This is a genomic window from Chitinophagaceae bacterium, assembly GCA_007695095.1.
GTDB lineage: Bacteria > Bacteroidota > Bacteroidia > Chitinophagales > REEL01 > REEL01.
Map to the genome: position 1 here is coordinate 1 of REEL01000136.1, position 17,834 is coordinate 17,834.

Consider the following 17,834-nt stretch of genomic DNA (forward strand, 5'->3'; position numbering starts at 1 on the left):
AGGATAAAAGCCTCAAGAGACCAAAACCCAAGAAGGCCAAATTCCAAAAATTCAATGGCAGCATTTTTATTCGCCAGCTTATAAAAGGAAAAACCTTACAATATTTTCGTCCTTAAATTTTTGAGTTCTTGGCTCTTGGTCTCCTTGGGTCTTAAAACACCCTACACCCTCAACAAAAAATTCTCTTTTTTGAAACTCTTATCCTGAAACAAGTAAGCTACTTTAACAGCTTTTTCTAAAACTTTTAGGAGCTCGAAATAATCATTTGGTTTATTGACATATACATTTGCTCCATTCAAAAATGTTTCTTCTATATCCTTCTCAGACGAGGAAGTCGAATATATGGCAATTGAAATATCCTTAATTTTTTCATTATTTCTGATTTCTTTCAAACACTCCAGACCATTTTTGCGGGGCATATTCAAATCGAGAAAAAGCAAATCAGGCAATGTATTGGCATCGTTGAGTAAATAATTCATAAGCTCTACACCGTCAAAAACAGTTTCTACTTTAGTTTCAATTTTTAATTCATTGAATGCTTCTTTAAAAAGTAAGCGATCTGCTGAGTCATCATCAGCCAATAATATGTTAAGTATTTTTTTTGTCATAGTTGGTTAATCTTAATTAGGAATGTAAATATCAAAGGTAGTTCCTACATTTAATTCACTTTTGACAGTAACTATACCGTTATGATTTTCTATTATTTTTTTTACTATTGCCAAACCAATTCCGGAGCCGGGATAAACATCTTTGCTGTGTAATTTTTTAAAAGCTGTAAAAATTTTATTCGTATATTCTTTATCAATACCAATACCGTTATCTGTAACAGCAATATGACAATATTTTTTCTGTGGTACAAGATTTAAATCATTTGATTTACCGGTTTTCATGCTTTTACATTTCACACTTATCACCGGTGGAATTCCTTTACGCGCAAACTTTAAGGAATTACTAATCAGGTTATAAAAGATTTGGCGAAACTGGAATGGTATGATTTTAATTTTACACTCACTATCTACTACTATTACAGCTTTTGATTCTTTTATTCGATCATTTAACTCTGATAGAACATCTACAACTATAGGTTTAACATCCGTGCTAATAAAGTTTTTTTCTGATGTAGATATCAAGGAAAAGGCCAGTAAATCTTTAATAAGTCGCTGCATTCTAACTGCAGAAAGATCAATGAACTGAAAATAACTTTTACCATCCTCCGAGAGATTTTTATATTCTTTTTCGCGTATTCTCCCGATAAAAATTTGAATTTTTCGTAAAGGTTCTTGTAAATCATGACTTGAAATATAGGTAAAAGCTTCAAGCTCTCTATTTGTATTTTCTAGTTTAGTAGAGTGTTTTTCCAAAGATTCATTTGCCTGCTTCAATTTTTTTGTTCTTTCATACACTGCTCTTTCAAGCTTTTTATTATCTAATTGTGATGTTTTATAATCAGCTTCCAATTTTTCTTTTTCTTTTTGTCTAATCAGGGTGATTTCTGTAATATCATTAAAAGAAAGTAGTATGAGTTCTTCTCCATGAATTTTTTGAATAATCTTGTTAGCGTTCAGTAAAAATATTTTTTCTCCCATACCCGGGAAAGTGTGCTTAATTTCAAAATCCTGTATAGAAGTATTCTTCGGCAGTATGTCTTCAAGCAATTCCTTTAGTTGAGGTATATTTAATTGTTTTTTTGATAAATCGTATAAAGACTCCCCTTCAGCATCTTTCTCTGAAATATTAAAGGTTTTATAAAAAGTTTTATTTGCCTTTTTTATGCACAAATATTTATCTAACACAATCAAAGGCTCATGTAAAGTTGAAACAACAGCCTCCGCATAATCATAAGATTCATTTAACAAATCATTTCGGGTTTGTAATTCCTGATTGGTGGTAATCAGCTCTTCATTTGAAGATTCAATTTCTTCTTTTGATGTTTCTAACTCTTCATTTACTGTTTGCATTTCTTCATTACTGGAAACCACTTCCTCATTGGCACTCTGTAACTCTTCAATAATGGTTTCAAGCTCATCAGAATATTCAAGTGCATCTGCATGTGTAGCGGCTAACTCCTCCTCTAATTTTTTAATTCTTCGGTCTTTAGATTGAGCGGTATTTCTTTTTGCTTTTGTTTGTTCAATTTCCTTTTCATCCAGTTTACTTTTATTAAAAAGTACGAGCATTAAAGGTTCTCCCCATTTTTCATTTAAAGGAACGACTTCAAAACTAACAGAATATGTAAAAGTATCTACGACTAATTCCAAATCACTTTTCTGCTCACGTTTCTTTGATTTTATTACTCTGGAAATGCTGTTTCTCAGGGGAAATGCAATTTCAGGACGAACCATTTTCAATACATTTAAGGTTGCACGCCCGGGAGCATTTTTGAGAAAGAAATCAGTAGCTCCACGAAACTGAAGAATCTCCATTTGGTGATTAATAACCACTCCTGCCGGCATAAAATCTGAAAGTAGTATATCATCAATTACATGATCAAGGTTTTGTACATTTTTTTGAGTCTTTAGTTTTTGTTTTCCGGGATAAATTGTATTTATAAAATTGGCGGGTCTTGGGCTATTTCCATTCGATGTTCTTGGAGCAAAAGACGGCATTAATTTTGTTCCGGACACTCTTGTGCGAGAATATATTTTTAATTTTTTCTCAGTTATAGTAAATAGTTGGGCAGCAGAACTTATAGCCTCTGACTTTCCCAGCATTAAAAAACCGTCTTCATTTAGTGAATAATGGAAAGTTGAAAGCACTCTTTTTTGAGTTCTTACATCAAGATATATAAAAAGATTCCGGCAGCTGATTAAATCCAATTTGGAAAAAGGAGGATCCGCTAAAATATTATGCTGGGCAAAAATGCACATTTCTCTTACATACTTACTAATGCGATATTTTCCTTCACTTTTAGTAAAAAATCGTTGTATACGACTTGGAGAAACAGATTCCAGTTCATTTACAGCATATAATCCGATACGTGCTTTTATAATAGCCTTATCACTCAAATCAGTAGCGAAAATTTGAACAGGTATGACTGTAGCATTTTTTTGCTGTATTTCAAGCAATATCATAGCAATTGAGTAAACTTCTTCACCCGTTGAACAAGCCGGAATCCAAATCCTTAAAGGCTCACTTTTCGATTTACTTTTTAAAATTTTCGGAAGAATTGTAGACTTTAAATATTTGTATGTATCAGAATCTCTGAAAAAACTGGTGACATTAATGAGAAAATCCTGGTATAAAATGGCAGATTCTTCTTTTTTTGTACATACAATCTTAGCATATTCTTCAATTGACTTCAATTTATAAAGCAACATTCTTCGCAAAATGCGTCTTTTAATAGTTTGCAATCGATATGATTTAAAGTCAACCCCGGTTGTTTTTTGTAAATGCTCTAAAATTTTCATTAAACTCGGACTGGTGTCTTCTATCAAATCTTCTTTAACGGATTTTAGTCCTGAACTAATCACAAACGGATGATCCGAGAGGCGTGCTAATTCATTTGCTATTTCTTTTGGAGGTAAAATGAAATCAATTACTCCGGCAGCAATAGCAGATTTGGGCATACTATCAAATTTTGCTGTTTCATCCTGAGCAAAAGTCAGCCCTCCGGCATTTTTAATAGCTTTTACACCCTCAGTACCATCATTTGCACTACCACTTAATATAATACCAATTAAGCTGCCTTTATGTGTTTTTGCCAGTGAAGTGAATAAAATATTGATGGGTAAATTATATTTAGGAGTATCAGGTCGTTGTGTAAGTATAATATGCCCATTAACTACTTCTATTTCTTTGTCCGGAGGTATTACGTACAAATGATTCTGTTCAATCAAAACTTTATCTTCTACCTCCTCTACTTTCATGGAAGTAGACTTTGCCAGTATAGAAGATAACATGCTTTTGTGGTCAGGGCTCAAGTGTTGTACATATATAAATGCCATACCTGTTTTTGGAGGCAAGCTCTCTAATAGCTCAATAAACGCAGCCAAGCCACCGGCAGAGGCACCAATGGCAACAATTGGAAATGAGATATCAACATTTTCACTATTTCCTGTTTCATTTTTGGCTTTACTAGTTTTTTTTATCATATTTTATCCGGGAATTTGCTATTAATCTAAATCTTAAAATTAATAAGTACCCTTCTAAAGATACAATAATAGAAGCATCTTTTTACTATAAATTATATTTATATTTATGTTTATGTTTATTACAAAGTTTTTTTATTCAAAATAATTTTCCTGATATAATTTCTTTTAGCACAACAAGCATTCGATGATAGGCTTACAGCTAAAGCAAATTATATGTTTTCAAAATAATTAATGAATTAATCATCTGCCAGTTTAAATTGGAATGGAACGGTATATTTTACGTTTACGTACTCACCGTTATGTCTGCCCGCTTTAGTCCATTCCGGCATATTGCTTATGTGAGAATAGGCTGCATCATCCAATAGCTCATTCATACTACTTCGAACAATTTCAACATTCCCGATACGGCCTTGCTTGTCTACTACAAATTGTACAAAAACGCTTCCTTCTATTTCAGCATCTTTAACTTCATCGGGGTAATTTACTTTTTGCAGATAAGCCATTAGTGCCTCTTGTCCACCTTCATATTCAGGCATTTCTTCTACTATAGTGTAAATTTCCCCTTCAACAATATAGGGTTTGTCTTCTGTTTTATTTACACAGGATTGAGAAAACATCAAAGCAAACATTAGCGGCCAAAAAAGCAAATGAGCTAAGGAAAAACCTTTTTTCTTTTCTTCGGAAAGAAAATGAAGTCGACGGCTGAGTATATTTGGTTTTGAAAAATGACTAAAAAAAGAAAAAGCTTTTACATCAAATGCCTGCTCAAGTAAACAGTTTGCATAATGCAGCTTGTCAGCTTGCTCCAAAACCAAGCTGTCAGCCTCATATTCATGCAGAGCTTTCAATTGGTTCTGATACCATTTGGCAAAAGGTAAAAACCAAAAAACTGCTCCAAAAATAAACATCAGTATCAAATCATAATGATGCTTTAACTCTACATGCGCCTTTTCATGCATTATGATTAAAGGATTGCACTCCTCTTCAATTTTTGAAGGAAGTATAATAAAATTGAAAAAAGTAAAAGGAAACTTTGCTTTTGATTTGGCAAAAACTAAAGTGTATCCATCTTTTTTAGCTTTCGGTGAACGATTGATTATTTGCAATACACCCGCTAAAGGATAAAGTGTTATAAAAACATAAATCATCAAACCTAAGATGTAAATAGCACTTAAAATTTGCATTAAAGTGATTGCATTGCCGGTATTATTATCTGTTGCAAATGAATATGACAAGCCGCTGTTAACTCCTGCTGCAATTTCGGGCAGAACAATAATAGCACTTGTGCTCGCTTGAAAAAATGAAAACTGCATGAATGGTACACAAAATGCAGCTAATATACCCGTTAAAAGATAAATCCTGTTTAATCTTGGCCGATTCTGGTGTTTCATAAACAAAACGTAAAATGTATAAATAACGATGATAACAAAGCCGGCTGTCAGTAAAAATTTAAATAATTCCATGGTAAATTGATTTAAGTGATAAAAGCAGTATTTAGTTATTTCTTTTGTTTAAGTTTTTTCAATATTTCATCCAGTTCTTTTATATCCAAATTTTCCTCTTTCACGAAAAATGAAAGCATTTTTTCAGCTGAATTCTCAAAATAATCCTGCATTAGCTTTTTTGTTGAAAACTTGGCATATTCATCTTTTGAAATGAGTGGATAATAGCGATGCGATTTTCCAAACTGTTCATGAGATACAAAACCTTTTGTCTCTAATATTCTTACAATGGTCGAAACAGTATTGTAGGCCGGTTTCGGTTCCGGCAAAAATGATATTATTTCTTTTACAAAAGCTTTTTCCTTTTCCCAGAGAACTTGCATGATCTCCTCCTCTGCTTTTGTCAGTCGTTTAAATTGTTTTTGCATGGCTTAGATTATTATTTTAATCAAATTTAAAACTAAATTTTTAGTTTTACAACTAATTTCTTAGTTTTTTAAACAAAGAGATTGAAAATCGGGAGTAAAACATAAGCTGACTTCATAAAATCATCAAAATTTAAAGTAAAGAAAAGAGTTGACTGTAGTGTTTTACCCAAAATCTCAGTCTATATTTGAACCAAAACACATTAAATTATATTATAGAAGTTGTGAAAGAAGACTTTAGAAAGAAATTAATTACCAGCATCACCATTCCATTGTTTTTTATCTTCTCAATTTGGTTTGTCAGGATATTGGAATGGTACTTTGAAACAGATATTAACTATTTGGGTATTTTGCCGCAAAGTATCAAAGGGATACCGGGTATTTTCACTTCTCCTTTCATTCATGCGGACTTTGCTCACATTATTTCCAATTCCTTTTCAGCGTTCCTGTTAATGACTGCTGTATTTTATTTTTATCCCAGAGTTGCCGTCAAAGTATTAATAGGTGTTTACATAATTACCGGATTAGCTGTCTGGCTTTTTGGACGTGAAGTTTACCATGTTGGTGCCAGTGGTATCATCTATGGACTTGCTTTTTTCCTCTTTTTTAGCGGGGTTTTCAGAAAAGACAATAAAGCATTGGCATTGGCTCTGTTAGTCATATTCTTTTATGGAGGATTGGTTTGGGGTATTTTCCCATTAGTGCCGGGGGTTTCCTGGGAAAGTCATTTTTTTGGCGGAGTCTCGGGAGTTATGATGGCTTTTGTATTTAGAAAGGTTGATTTGCCACCTCGCATCCCGCCATCATGGGAAATAGAAGAAGCTGAAGAAGAAGCCCAAAGATTAAAAAGCTTAAATGGCTTTAAATACTGGCAAGAGGGCAAAGGAGATTCATTTAATCACACTATACAGGAAAAGAATACTCCCATAATTTTCTATGACTTCAAAGCAAAAAAGCCCAAAGATGAATCAGAGCAAGAAGAAAAGTAATTTTAATTTATTCTATTCTTCTTCTTTTTTTTCTTCCGGGTCTTTAGGATACTGAATTCTGGAGTGATGAATGCTTTTTAACATCTTCTTAAAAATCTCCCGAATACGGCTTATATCTCTAAAAGTAATATCACAGGAATCAAATTGATTATTGGATATTTTATGCTGAATCAGCTTGTCTACTAGATTATCGATATCTTCCGGTGTAGGGTTTGGTAAACTTCTGGTTGCAGCCTCCACAGTGTCAGCCATCATTACTATTGCTGTTTCTTTAGAATAGGGCTCCGGCCCGGGATAAGTAAATTTATCAATATCTGATTCTGCTCCCGGGTTTTCTTTCAGATATTTTCTGTAAAAATACTCTACCCGGGTTGTCCCGTGATGTGTTTTTATAAAATCAATTATTTGTGGTGGTAATCCGGCTTTTTCAGCTTTTTTGACTCCCTCAATAACATGGTTTACAATTATTTCAGCACTTTTTAAGGGTGTAGTTTTCCCATGCGGATTTTCAATCCCCTGTTGATTTTCAATAAAATACATAGGTTGCTCCATTTTTCCGATATCGTGATACAGGGAGCCTACCTTTACCAATAAATGGTTTGCATTAACTTCCAGAGCTGCAGCTTCTGACAAATTAGCTACTTGCAATGTATGCTGAAAAGTGCCGGGAGCTTTTATGGACAATTCTTTTATTAAAGGCTTGTTAACATCGCTTAACTCAATCAGGGAAATATCAGAAACAAAGCCAAAAATCCTCTCGACCACATTTACCAATGGATAAGCAACTAAAGTCAATAATACACTTAAAAACAGCCAGCCTACATTTAAGAAATTAACGTCATTTATACTTTCTTCATGAAAAAGAGAAATACCAACATATACCAAAACATAAGATGTTAATATGAAAATATTTGCCGTAAAAATTTGTGACCATAACCGATATCTGTGATTTGCAAAAATAGCAACTGTACCTGCTATCATCTGCAACAAAATAAACTCAAAGCCATATGGAATTATAAAGCTCGTCAGTGCAAGTATAAAGATATATACAAAAAATGCAGCCCCCATGCCAAACAGAGTACGATAAACGATAGGCACTATACAAAACGGAATGGCATACAAAATTGGCAATTCGGTAATTGCAATACCGCGCACCATCAGATACATTGCCAAAATAGTTATTAAAATGAATAAAAACTTTGGAAACTCCCAAAACAAGGTACTATTAAAGTTTCTAAGGTAAAACCCAAGAATTATAAATAGGATTATAATTACCAGTGCCTGTCCTACTATTATCCACCAAATTTTTTCAGGACCAATAATCACATCTCTGTACATTTCTTCCAAAGATTTCAGTTCCTGATATTTTTCTTCAGTAATCAGCGTGCCCCGATTAATAATAATCTGACCTTCCTGTATCAGCCCCCTGGTCATAGAAATGGAAGAAGTTAGTTCATCCCGTGCTCTTTCGTTCAGGCTATCATTATATACGACATTATACTTCAGTTTACTTTCTAATAAATCAGAAAGCCTGTCATTAAATTTAAGGTCATTTCGACCTGCCACTCGCTGTTGTAAAAGTTCAAAAGCATCATTAAAGTCAAAAAGCTTATCTATTTTAACTTTCCTTGCAACATTTGATTCGAGTAAATAAATTTCATTGACATCACTTTGAATTTCCCCCAAACCGCTGACAAAACCATTTTCATAAATTCTGTTCAACACCTGAATGCCTGCATTAAAGTGCAATACTGAGTCTGCACGACTGGCAACATTGTCTTCATTCCAGGACGAAAATGCCTGACTGAACGCCTGACGATAATCTTGAACTACCGTTTCTGCAACTTCCGGTTTAAGATCAAAATAAGGGATGAAATTTGCAATAAGCTCTTTTTTCTCCTTTTCAATTTCAGCGTCTGATTTTTTTACTGAAAAACTAAAAGGAGCTATCATATCATCATATTGCCATGGCTTACCTATGTCATAATCATATTGAAAGCTACGCTCCCTAGGTAAAAGATAAATAATTATCACCGCTGTAAGCAATAGTAAAGAATATCTAAAAATACGCCGGTACCTGAAAAGAAAAATGTTGAATATTTTTTTCATGTTATTTTTTCATTTCAACATCTTTAAAAGATGTCTGTTTCAAGCAAAAGTATACCATTTCATTGGTGGATAAAAATAAGTCTATTAACTTTGTTTGAACAATTATCCCATTAAAACTTTAAAGTAAAGGTAGTATTTTATGGATAATTCATTTTTATTCTAAAAGTTTAAAATTAATAAACGTAATGAGAGATGTATTTATAGTATCCGCAGGGCGGACACCAATTGGAAGTTTTGGAGGATCGCTTTCCAAATTAACGGCAGTAGACCTTGGCGCTATAGTTATCAAGGAAGCTGTTAAAAGAGCGGGCATTGAACCCGATTCGGTGCAGGAAGTTTTCATGGGCAATGTAATTAGCGCTAATGTGGGTCAGGCTCCTGCCAAGCAGGCTGCTTTAAAAGCAGGACTTTCTGTTAACACTCCCTGTACAACAATCAATAAAGTTTGTGCCTCGGGGATGAAAGCTATCATGCTGGCAGCACAAAGTGTGATGTTGGGAGATAATGACATAGTTGTAGCCGGTGGCATGGAAAGCATGTCGAACATTCCTTATTATGCAGAAAACGCCCGCTGGGGTTTGCGATTAGGAAATGCCAATATGGTTGATGGATTGCTAAGAGACGGATTAATGGATCCTTATAAAGGATATCATATGGGTAATGCAGCTGAGATATGCGCTGTTGACTGCAATATTTCCAGAGAAGAACAGGATAAATATGCTGTAGAAGCCTATAAAAGAACGGCTGCAGCTTATGACGCAGGTTACTTTAATGATGAATTGGTAGAAGTGGAAGTTCCACAAAGAAAAGGCGATCCCATCATCGTAAAAGAAGATGAAGAGTACAAAAAAGTAAACTTTGATAAAATTGGTTCTTTAAGACCGGCTTTCAAAAAAGATGGAACTGTTACGGCAGCAAATGCTTCAAAAATTAATGATGGCGCTGCAGCTGTTGTTTTGATGAGTAAGGAAATGGTCGAAAAAACAGGAGCAAAGCCTTTGGCAAAAATAATCAGCTATGCTGATGCTTCTCAAGACCCTGAACAATTTACAACTACACCGGCAAAGGCAATGCCCAAAGCAATTGAGAAAGGAAAGTTAAATCAAAGTGACATCGATTATTTTGAAATTAATGAGGCATTCTCGGTAGTTTCTTTGGCTAATATTCAAAAAATGAAACTTGACCCTTCAAAAGTTAATGTTTTTGGTGGAGCTGTTTCAATTGGACACCCCATAGGTGTTTCCGGTGCCAGAATAATTATAACTTTAATCTCTGTCTTAAATCATAAAAACGGAAAATTAGGATGTGCCGGAATATGCAATGGCGGCGGCGGTGCTTCGGCTATGGTTATTGAAAAAATCTGATAATTACTAATAAAAAGCTGTTTTAACGTACGTACTTATAAATGTATGTTTGAGCAGCTTTTCATACTATACATATGAACGTATCTGTAATCACCATTGGTGATGAAATTCTTTATGGACAGACAGTAGATACAAACTCAGCCTGGATCGGTGAACAATGCTCACTACTGGGTTTAAATGTAATAAAAGTAGTTTCAATTGGTGATGACGAAGCGGAGATTAAGCATACTTTACAAGAATTGTTAAAAGTGTGTGAAATAGTATTCATTACCGGTGGCTTAGGACCAACCAATGATGATTTAACAAAAAAAACACTGGCTTCCTTTTTTGAAAGTGGTTGGAAAACAGACGAACAGGTTTTAAAAGATATAGAAGAGCGTTTTAAAAACCGCAGAGCTTCCATGCTTCAAAGCAATATTGATCAGGCAAATATTCCTGACAATGCCAAAGCAGTCAGAAATTTGTACGGAACAGCTCCGGGAATGTGGTTTGAGCTAAACGGAAAAGTTGTTATTTCTATGCCGGGCGTGCCCCATGAAATGAAACAGATGATGCAAAACAGCATTTTCCCGCAAATCAAAAAGAAATATAAGCTGCCATTAATTTTGCACAGGTATATACTAACAGCAGGTGTTGGTGAATCTATTATAGCTGAAAAGCTTATTGATTTCGAAAAGACCTTGCCCGCACATATAAGATTGGCTTATTTACCCGGAATTGCAAAAGTAAAGCTCAGACTAACTGCCAGAGGAAATGATTTTGATTCAATGGATAAGGAACTGCAGCAACTGACCAAAAATCTGGATAAGTTATTGCACAAGCATATTTACGGTTATAATGAAGATACTCTTGAGGGCTCTGTTTTAAAGCTTTTTAAAGAAAAAAAACTGAAGTTAGCTGTTGCTGAATCATGCACAGGTGGTCAAGTTGCGGGGACATTAGTTTCGGTTGCCGGTTCTTCTGCTTATTTTGAAGGTGGCATTATTGCGTATAACAATGAAGTTAAAAAAAACTTATTGGATGTTAAAAGCGATACTTTGGAAAAATATGGAGCTGTAAGTGAAGAAACTGTAATTGAAATGGTAAAAGGAGTATGTAAAAAATTTAATGCCGATATAGGATTAGCTGTTTCCGGAATCGCAGGACCCAAAGGAGGCACACCGGAAAAACCGGTAGGCACAGTATGGATTGCCTTTGGAAAAACTGACAATATTCAAACAAAAAAACTGAGTTTACCGGGCAACCGAAAACTAAATATTTTAGGAACAACCCTGATAAGTCTTAATGAGTTGAGGAAATATGTCAGTACTCAAATTGGATAAATTCTAAAAATCAGCTAATTTTGGCAAAACTTTAAAAAGGTGTGATATGGCTCAAGTGGAATTGATAATGCCCAAAATGGGTGAGAGTATAATGGAAGCGACTATTTTGAAATGGTTAAAAAAAGAAGGTGACCGTATTGAAGAAGAGGAGTCGGTTCTTGAAATAGCTACAGACAAAGTAGACTCCGAAGTACCGGCACCTACTGAGGGAGTTATTTCAAAAATATTATTTGAAGAAGGCGAAACTGTAGAAGTAGGAAAAGTGATTGCTATCATTCAAACTGAAGCAGATAGCGGATCACAAGCAGTTACTACCGACAGCCCAACAAAAAGCAAGTCTGAAAGTACAGCCACAGAGCCTGTTGCATCAGAAAAAGCAACTCCAACTAAAGAAACCTCTGTTGAAATAGATAAAAGTAAAGCCAGCAGATTCTATTCACCACTTGTTTTAAATATCGCTAAAACAGAAAATGTTTCTATGGACGAATTGGAATCCATTGAGGGAAGTGGTCTGAACAACAGAGTTACGAAAGCTGACATGCTGAACTATCTGGAAAATCGCAAGGATTCACCTCAGCAAGCTGAAACTAAAACGCAAACAGCTAAAACTGAAACTGCTCCAACTCCTCAAAAATCTACATCTATTCAGGTTGAAGAACATCGTTTGCCGGCCAGCATTTATAATGGAAATGTAGAAGTTATTGAAATGGACAGAATGCGTAAACTCATTTCAAAAAATATGGGTTTATCGAAAAGAATATCTCCGCATGTAACTTCATTTGTTGAAGCTGATGTAACAAACATGGTTCTTTGGAGAAATAAGATAAAAAATTCATTTCAGGAAAAAGAAGGTGAAAAAATCACTTTTACTCCCCTATTCATTGAAGCAGTAATAAAAGCATTAAAAGATTTCCCTTTGGTCAACATTTCAGTTGACGGAGATAATATTATTCGTCATAAAGATTTACATATCGGAATGGCAACAGCCCTCCCAAGTGGAAATTTGATTGTTCCTGTAATTAAAAATGCAGACCAAATGAATCTGGTAGGACTTACTAAAAAAGTGAATGATTTAGCTAACCGTGCCAGAACAAATAAATTAAAAGCTGACGAAATTGAAGGTGGAACTTTCACTATTACAAATGTCGGTACTTTTGGAAATGTGATGGGAACCCCAATTATTATGCAACCACAAGTTGCAATTCTTGCTACAGGTGCCATTCGCAAAAAACCGGTGGTTATGGAAACTGAAGCCGGAGATACAATTGCTATCAGACAAATGATGTATCTCTCTCTTTCTTATGACCACAGAGTTGTAGACGGGTTTTTAGGAGGATCTTTCCTGAGAAAAATTGCAGATTATATGGAGGCTTTTGACTCAAAAAGAGAAGTTTATTAATATCTTTCTCTGCTACTATTAGTCCGTGAATTGGTGATGTATATTTAACCTTGGGTGACAACCTGAATTATTTATGCTGTACCCGATACCTAATACAATTGATATAAAGTGTTCTGAATTTCAAAATGATATTTAGGTGAGTCACTAATACAAGCATTTTTCTGATAACTCCAACCAACATCAGCTATTCTAAAAAATCAATAAAGAAAGGATAAAAATTACGGTTCCAATAAGCATTGTCATCAAAGTATAGGGTAATATTTCCTGAACTTTTAAACCGGTAATCCCCAATAATGGCAGTGCCCAGATTGGCTGAATCATATTGGTTAACTGATCTCCATACACCAGAGCCATTATGGCTTTTGGCAGAGGAATCCCCAGACTCCCGGCAGCTTCAATAATAATTGGCCCTTGCACAGCCCACTGGCCTCCCCCACTGGGTACAAAGACATTTACAATTCCTGCACTAAAAAGCGTAAAAATTGGAAACGTATATTCATTAGAAATGCTCACAAAAAATTCCGAGAAAATAATCATGAGACCGGAATATTTCATAATTCCCATAATCCCGGCATATAAAGGAAATTGAATCATAACTCCGGCACTACTTTTAATTGAATTTTCAGCTGCTTTTACAAAATTGAAAAAGTTACCATGAAAAAATATGCATAAACCAAACAGGGTAAAATTGATAAAATTAAAGTTTAAAAAGTCAAGACTCAATTGCTCCGGCAATATAAAAGCTTTATAAAAAGCAAATAGGATAAACAGCAAGCCAAAGAAACGACCAAATACATAGGAAAAATCAATTTTTTCAGCATAAGCTGCATGTATTTTAGTGTCAGAAGCAGTTTTTGATTCCGGTACTTTAAATTCTTTAGGAATTGAGCGTTTACCCAACAGAAAGTAAAATGCAGGAATGCACAATAGCAATAGAGCTGAAGAGAAAAGATTCATGCCCGAGAAAATCGTTTCAGACATTGACATTACACCCATTTGATCTACCAAAAAGTGATTAGCATCAGAAACAATTAAAGGTGCCGAACCGGAAAGTCCGCCATGCCAAACCATAAAACCGGAATAAGCTGCAGCACCAACTACCGGATAGTAAAGCGGTATGTTATTTTGTCTGGCATGTTCACCGACTTTTTTTGCAAAAACAGCTCCAAAAATCAGCCCTAAACCCCAATTAAACAAAGTAACTATAATAGTAAGAAATGCTACTAAAGCAGCTGCTAAAGATGTGGTTTTACAGTATTTTAGAAAAAAGGCAATCGCTTTATCTACGGCAGGTGTTAATGCAAGTACATGTCCTAAAACTAATACAAGCATCATTTGCATGGTAAATGCCAACAGTTCCCAAAATCCGGTTTCCCAATATGTGGCTACCTCAGGTATATATTGCAACACACTTACCGCATAAGATGTATTTCCGTTATCGGGAGTAGTTATTAGCAATGCCAGAAAGAAAGTTAAAAAACTTAAAACAACGGCTATGCTAAAAGGCATTGGTAAAAAACGCCTGAATAAAGTTATGAAGGTATCTTTAAATCCCATAAATATTTATACCGGATAAAAGTATAAAATTGTTATTTGAATATGGGAATATTGAAAGAAAAAAGTTTTAGGTTATCTTCTGATACTTATGCGATTGGTATGTCTGAAATCTGCTGATTTAACTTCAAAAATATACATACCGTTTGAAAGGTGATTCGGGATATCAATGCTAATTTCTTTATTACCTCTCTCAACCTGAGGAATCGTTTGCTGATAAACCCGTGTGCCTAAAACATCATACAGATTAATTTCAAAGCTTGTAGTTCTATCTGTTTCTACTAAAATAAAGAATCGGTTAGTAACAGGATTGGGGCCGGCTCTTACAACTCTTTTCTGTAAATTCTTTGAAGCAATATCACGTGCAGAAACAGCCGTATAGTCCAAAGAAACATAATCAATATGAATTTCGCCCTCTGTAAACTGATTGTAAATAGTGCTTATGGCAACCACAACTATTGAATCCGGAGTTCCCTCCTCTGTATAGCTAATAACGGCCTCAAAAGGAGCAAATGACTGAGTAGTACCTCCAAATAAAGCAGCACCTTCACCTATGAGTACATTGTTTTTATAAGCAGAAATCCCAACCGCTGCCGAATCTCCGGGAAGTAAGTTTGTCTGAACAGAACCTCTTAAAACATGTGGTTTTTGAGAAACAGACATTCCTTTTTGTATAAATGCCGGATAATTACCCTCCGCTCCATCAATATCAGTACGATTAAATGTCACTAACTGAACAGAGTAATCTCCCTGATTAGCCATAGTACTTTTATTTACCCCAAAAGGACCATTAGGTGTAAATGCATGTATATAAAAATCGCTATTTTCCCAGGCTATTGGTTCGTCAAATCCTCTGTCGTCTGTCCATTGTGAAAAATCGGAGTTAGGCAACTGAACAGCATATAGAAAAGTAATTGTTAAAAAGGAAAAGAGAGTAAGTAGAATTGCTTTCATTTTATAATCATTTTTTTAACCGTATTAAATAATACTTCTGCGACTTAAAATATAGCAAAAATTAAGCCACAAAACGATTCAAATAAAATATACTCTAATTATCGGATAAATATGGCAACATCTCCCGAACACTTGTTCTCTGTCGGTAATCTGTATCATAATGAGCAAAAACAATCTCACCATTTGAATTTATAATGTAAGTAGCCGGAACCGGTAAAAAAACCTCATCATTATCATGAGCGATTTGAAAATTAGCATCCAATCGTTTGTTATACATATCCTGCTCTTCACTATCAGGAGAATAAACAACTTTATAAGCTTTCATCATAGAGTAATCTCTATCATACAATAATGGATAGGATGCGCCTGATTTTTGGGAGCTTTTTTGAAGATATTCTTGTTTTTCCGGTGAAATACCTATAACAAATGCCCCATTCTGTGTAAGCAACTCAAGGCTGTCCTGAACTGCTTTTAAATGACGGTTACAAATTGGACACCATTGTCCTCTATAAAACACAAGTATAACATCTCCCTCTGCAAGTAAGTCTTTTAGCGTGACTTTATTTCCTTCCTGATCATGTGCGGAGAAATGGGGCGCTTTATCACCAACATTTAAACCTCCTGAATTAGCATAGAGATTAGAAGTTAAAGTAAGTACAAATACAAACATGAGACTTGTAAGTAAGGCAGATTTAATTTTCATAGAAGTTTTTTTATACGGATTACATCAAAGCTATTAAATTCAAAGGGACTAATGAAATAACAGACCTCACTTTTCAATACTGACTCCCTTCCAAAAAGCAATACGACCTTCTATGTTTTTTGCGGCATCTTTAGTTTTAGGGTAATACCAGGCGGCATCTTTATTTATTTCACCATTCACTTCAACCGAATAATAAGCAGCTTCACCTTTCCAAAAACAAGTAGTTTTAGTATCGGAAGGCTTTAAGTACTCCGATTTCACAGAGTCTTTTGGAAAATAATGATTCCCCTCTATATTAATAGTATCATTACTTTCAGCAATCACTGTATTGTTCCAAATAGCTTTCATTTTAATTTATTTATATGATTTAACATTATAACAATATCTAAGTATAATTGTTTGTAATTCAATTTTTAGCTTAAAAATTATTTGCAGTATCATCCGCGTCTAAATGTTCCCCTTCAAATAAAGTATCAAGCTCAAAAGCATCATATCCTTTATCTCTAAGCCATTTTGCAAAAATGCTTGAGTAGCCGTGTGTCAAAAAAACTTTTTCAGCGGCTGTACTTTCCACAGCGTAATTTAAACCTTTCCAATCAGCATGATCTGAAATCACAAAACCTCTGTCAACTGAAATTCTTCTTTTAGCACCATTAAATGTCATCCATCCTGAGGCCATTGCTGTTTCAAATGGTTTCAATTTATTTAACCAGTTACTTTCATTTACAGCAGGAGGTGCAATAATCAAGGCTGCTTTTTCCGGTTTTGAATCCCGGTCCAAAGTAATCACATCACTTTTTTTCCAGGGGGTCTTTTCTATACATTCATTTATTTTTGCTATCGCAGGATGCACCCAAACATCTCCTAACGAAAGATTAATTCCTGCCAGCAATCTTTGCGCTTTACCCAATGAATATGCATATAATACGGAATGAACTTTTTCATTCATATTTTTTGTCCACCAATTTTCAATTTCCTGAAAAACAGTTTTTTGTTGCTCCCATTGAAAAACAGGTAAACCAAAAGTGCTTTCAGAGATAAATACGTCACTTTTAACAATTTCACAAGGAATGGTAAATCCGTCATCTTCAATTTTATAATCACCCGAAACTAACACCTTAAAGCCTTTCCACTCCAGACTTATCATAGCCGATCCAATCACGTGACCGGCCGGGTGGAAAGTGCATTTTACTCCATTAATAAATATGGGTTTATTGTAAAGAGCAGCCTCTGTATGTATATCACTACCTAATCGGTGTTTCATAAACGGTATGCTGTCTTTATGAGCCAGATAGAATTTGTTTCCCCATCTCGAATGATCAGCGTGTGCATGAGTTATCAGGGCATTTTTTACCGGCTTCCAGGGATCAATATAAAAATCACCGGGCAGGCAATAGAGCCCGTTTTTTCTCAATTCAATAAATGACTTAACTAATTTAGACATCCTGATAAATGAAACCTGAGTAAAGCAAAATCGTTCAA

Annotated in this window: 14 protein-coding genes; 4 read left to right on the forward strand and 10 right to left on the reverse strand. The window is 34.8% G+C overall.

Annotation, left to right across the window (positions count from 1 at the left end; all coding sequences use genetic code 11):
* Window positions 1–161 precede the first annotated feature (161 nt).
* The 4 genes from EA412_10965 to EA412_10980 form a co-directional block, all read right to left on the reverse strand.
* Window positions 162–608: a response regulator gene (locus EA412_10965; protein TVR77482.1), complete on the reverse strand. Its 447-nt coding sequence runs from the start codon at window positions 606–608 to the stop codon at window positions 162–164.
* A 12-nt stretch (window positions 609–620) separates the two neighbouring features.
* Window positions 621–4,091 (reverse strand): PAS domain-containing protein, encoded by a 3,471-nt coding sequence (locus EA412_10970; protein ID TVR77483.1) that lies wholly within the window; start codon window positions 4,089–4,091, stop codon window positions 621–623.
* Window positions 4,092–4,327: 236 nt separating this feature from the next.
* Window positions 4,328–5,554 carry a TonB family protein gene (locus EA412_10975; protein TVR77484.1) on the reverse strand — a complete coding sequence of 409 codons (1,227 nt, stop codon included), beginning with the start codon at window positions 5,552–5,554 and terminating at the stop codon, window positions 4,328–4,330.
* Between the two features lie 35 nt (window positions 5,555–5,589).
* Complete coding sequence (locus tag EA412_10980; GenBank protein ID TVR77485.1) at window positions 5,590–5,961, reverse strand: BlaI/MecI/CopY family transcriptional regulator; 372 nt, start codon at window positions 5,959–5,961, stop codon at window positions 5,590–5,592.
* A gap of 185 nt (window positions 5,962–6,146) precedes the next feature.
* Between EA412_10980 and EA412_10985 the strand changes: the two genes are divergently transcribed.
* The gene (locus tag EA412_10985; protein ID TVR77486.1) at window positions 6,147–6,947 is read left to right on the forward strand and encodes a rhomboid family intramembrane serine protease; all 801 of its coding nucleotides are present in this window, start codon (window positions 6,147–6,149) and stop codon (window positions 6,945–6,947) included.
* A 12-nt stretch (window positions 6,948–6,959) separates the two neighbouring features.
* On the opposite strand, the gene EA412_10990 is transcribed toward EA412_10985, so the two are convergent.
* Window positions 6,960–9,056, reverse strand: a complete 2,097-nt coding sequence (locus EA412_10990; protein ID TVR77487.1) for an HDIG domain-containing protein — start codon at window positions 9,054–9,056, stop codon at window positions 6,960–6,962.
* Window positions 9,057–9,241: 185 nt separating this feature from the next.
* On the opposite strand from EA412_10990, the gene EA412_10995 reads away from it, so the two are divergent.
* The 3 genes from EA412_10995 to EA412_11005 all read left to right on the forward strand — a co-directional run bounded on the left by EA412_10995 (window position 9,242) and on the right by EA412_11005 (window position 13,141).
* On the forward strand, window positions 9,242–10,420 hold the full coding sequence (locus tag EA412_10995; GenBank protein ID TVR77488.1) for an acetyl-CoA C-acyltransferase: 1,179 nt from the start codon (window positions 9,242–9,244) through the stop codon (window positions 10,418–10,420).
* Window positions 10,421–10,494: 74 nt separating this feature from the next.
* The gene (locus tag EA412_11000; protein ID TVR77489.1) at window positions 10,495–11,742 is read left to right on the forward strand and encodes a competence/damage-inducible protein A; all 1,248 of its coding nucleotides are present in this window, start codon (window positions 10,495–10,497) and stop codon (window positions 11,740–11,742) included.
* Between the two features lie 46 nt (window positions 11,743–11,788).
* On the forward strand, window positions 11,789–13,141 hold the full coding sequence (locus EA412_11005) for a 2-oxo acid dehydrogenase subunit E2 (GenBank protein ID TVR77490.1): 1,353 nt from the start codon (window positions 11,789–11,791) through the stop codon (window positions 13,139–13,141).
* A gap of 189 nt (window positions 13,142–13,330) precedes the next feature.
* Here EA412_11005 and EA412_11010 read toward each other — a convergent pair whose 3' ends face one another.
* The 5 genes from EA412_11010 to EA412_11030 all read right to left on the reverse strand — a co-directional run bounded on the left by EA412_11010 (window position 13,331) and on the right by EA412_11030 (window position 17,796).
* Window positions 13,331–14,698, reverse strand: a complete 1,368-nt coding sequence (locus tag EA412_11010; protein TVR77491.1) for a short-chain fatty acid transporter — start codon at window positions 14,696–14,698, stop codon at window positions 13,331–13,333.
* A gap of 72 nt (window positions 14,699–14,770) precedes the next feature.
* Window positions 14,771–15,649 carry a T9SS C-terminal target domain-containing protein gene (locus EA412_11015; GenBank protein TVR77492.1) on the reverse strand — a complete coding sequence of 293 codons (879 nt, stop codon included), beginning with the start codon at window positions 15,647–15,649 and terminating at the stop codon, window positions 14,771–14,773.
* A gap of 94 nt (window positions 15,650–15,743) precedes the next feature.
* Window positions 15,744–16,352, reverse strand: a complete 609-nt coding sequence (locus EA412_11020; protein ID TVR77493.1) for an AhpC/TSA family protein — start codon at window positions 16,350–16,352, stop codon at window positions 15,744–15,746.
* Between the two features lie 66 nt (window positions 16,353–16,418).
* Window positions 16,419–16,700 carry a DUF427 domain-containing protein gene (locus EA412_11025; protein TVR77494.1) on the reverse strand — a complete coding sequence of 94 codons (282 nt, stop codon included), beginning with the start codon at window positions 16,698–16,700 and terminating at the stop codon, window positions 16,419–16,421.
* A 70-nt stretch (window positions 16,701–16,770) separates the two neighbouring features.
* Window positions 16,771–17,796 (reverse strand): ligase-associated DNA damage response exonuclease, encoded by a 1,026-nt coding sequence (locus EA412_11030; GenBank protein ID TVR77495.1) that lies wholly within the window; start codon window positions 17,794–17,796, stop codon window positions 16,771–16,773.
* Window positions 17,797–17,834 lie beyond the last annotated feature (38 nt).

Coding starts and splice junctions, on each gene's coding strand:
- EA412_10965 (TVR77482.1), bottom strand. CDS start 608: ATGACAAAAAAAATACTTAACATATTATTGGCTGATGATGACTCAGCA.
- EA412_10970 (TVR77483.1), bottom strand. CDS start 4,091: ATGATAAAAAAAACTAGTAAAGCCAAAAATGAAACAGGAAATAGTGAA.
- EA412_10975 (TVR77484.1), bottom strand. CDS start 5,554: ATGGAATTATTTAAATTTTTACTGACAGCCGGCTTTGTTATCATCGTT.
- EA412_10980 (TVR77485.1), bottom strand. CDS start 5,961: ATGCAAAAACAATTTAAACGACTGACAAAAGCAGAGGAGGAGATCATG.
- EA412_10990 (TVR77487.1), bottom strand. CDS start 9,056: ATGAAAAAAATATTCAACATTTTTCTTTTCAGGTACCGGCGTATTTTT.
- EA412_10995 (TVR77488.1), top strand. CDS start 9,242: ATGAGAGATGTATTTATAGTATCCGCAGGGCGGACACCAATTGGAAGT.
- EA412_11000 (TVR77489.1), top strand. CDS start 10,495: ATGAACGTATCTGTAATCACCATTGGTGATGAAATTCTTTATGGACAG.
- EA412_11005 (TVR77490.1), top strand. CDS start 11,789: ATGGCTCAAGTGGAATTGATAATGCCCAAAATGGGTGAGAGTATAATG.
- EA412_11010 (TVR77491.1), bottom strand. CDS start 14,698: ATGGGATTTAAAGATACCTTCATAACTTTATTCAGGCGTTTTTTACCA.
- EA412_11015 (TVR77492.1), bottom strand. CDS start 15,649: ATGAAAGCAATTCTACTTACTCTCTTTTCCTTTTTAACAATTACTTTT.
- EA412_11020 (TVR77493.1), bottom strand. CDS start 16,352: ATGAAAATTAAATCTGCCTTACTTACAAGTCTCATGTTTGTATTTGTA.
- EA412_11025 (TVR77494.1), bottom strand. CDS start 16,700: ATGAAAGCTATTTGGAACAATACAGTGATTGCTGAAAGTAATGATACT.
- EA412_11030 (TVR77495.1), bottom strand. CDS start 17,796: ATGTCTAAATTAGTTAAGTCATTTATTGAATTGAGAAAAAACGGGCTC.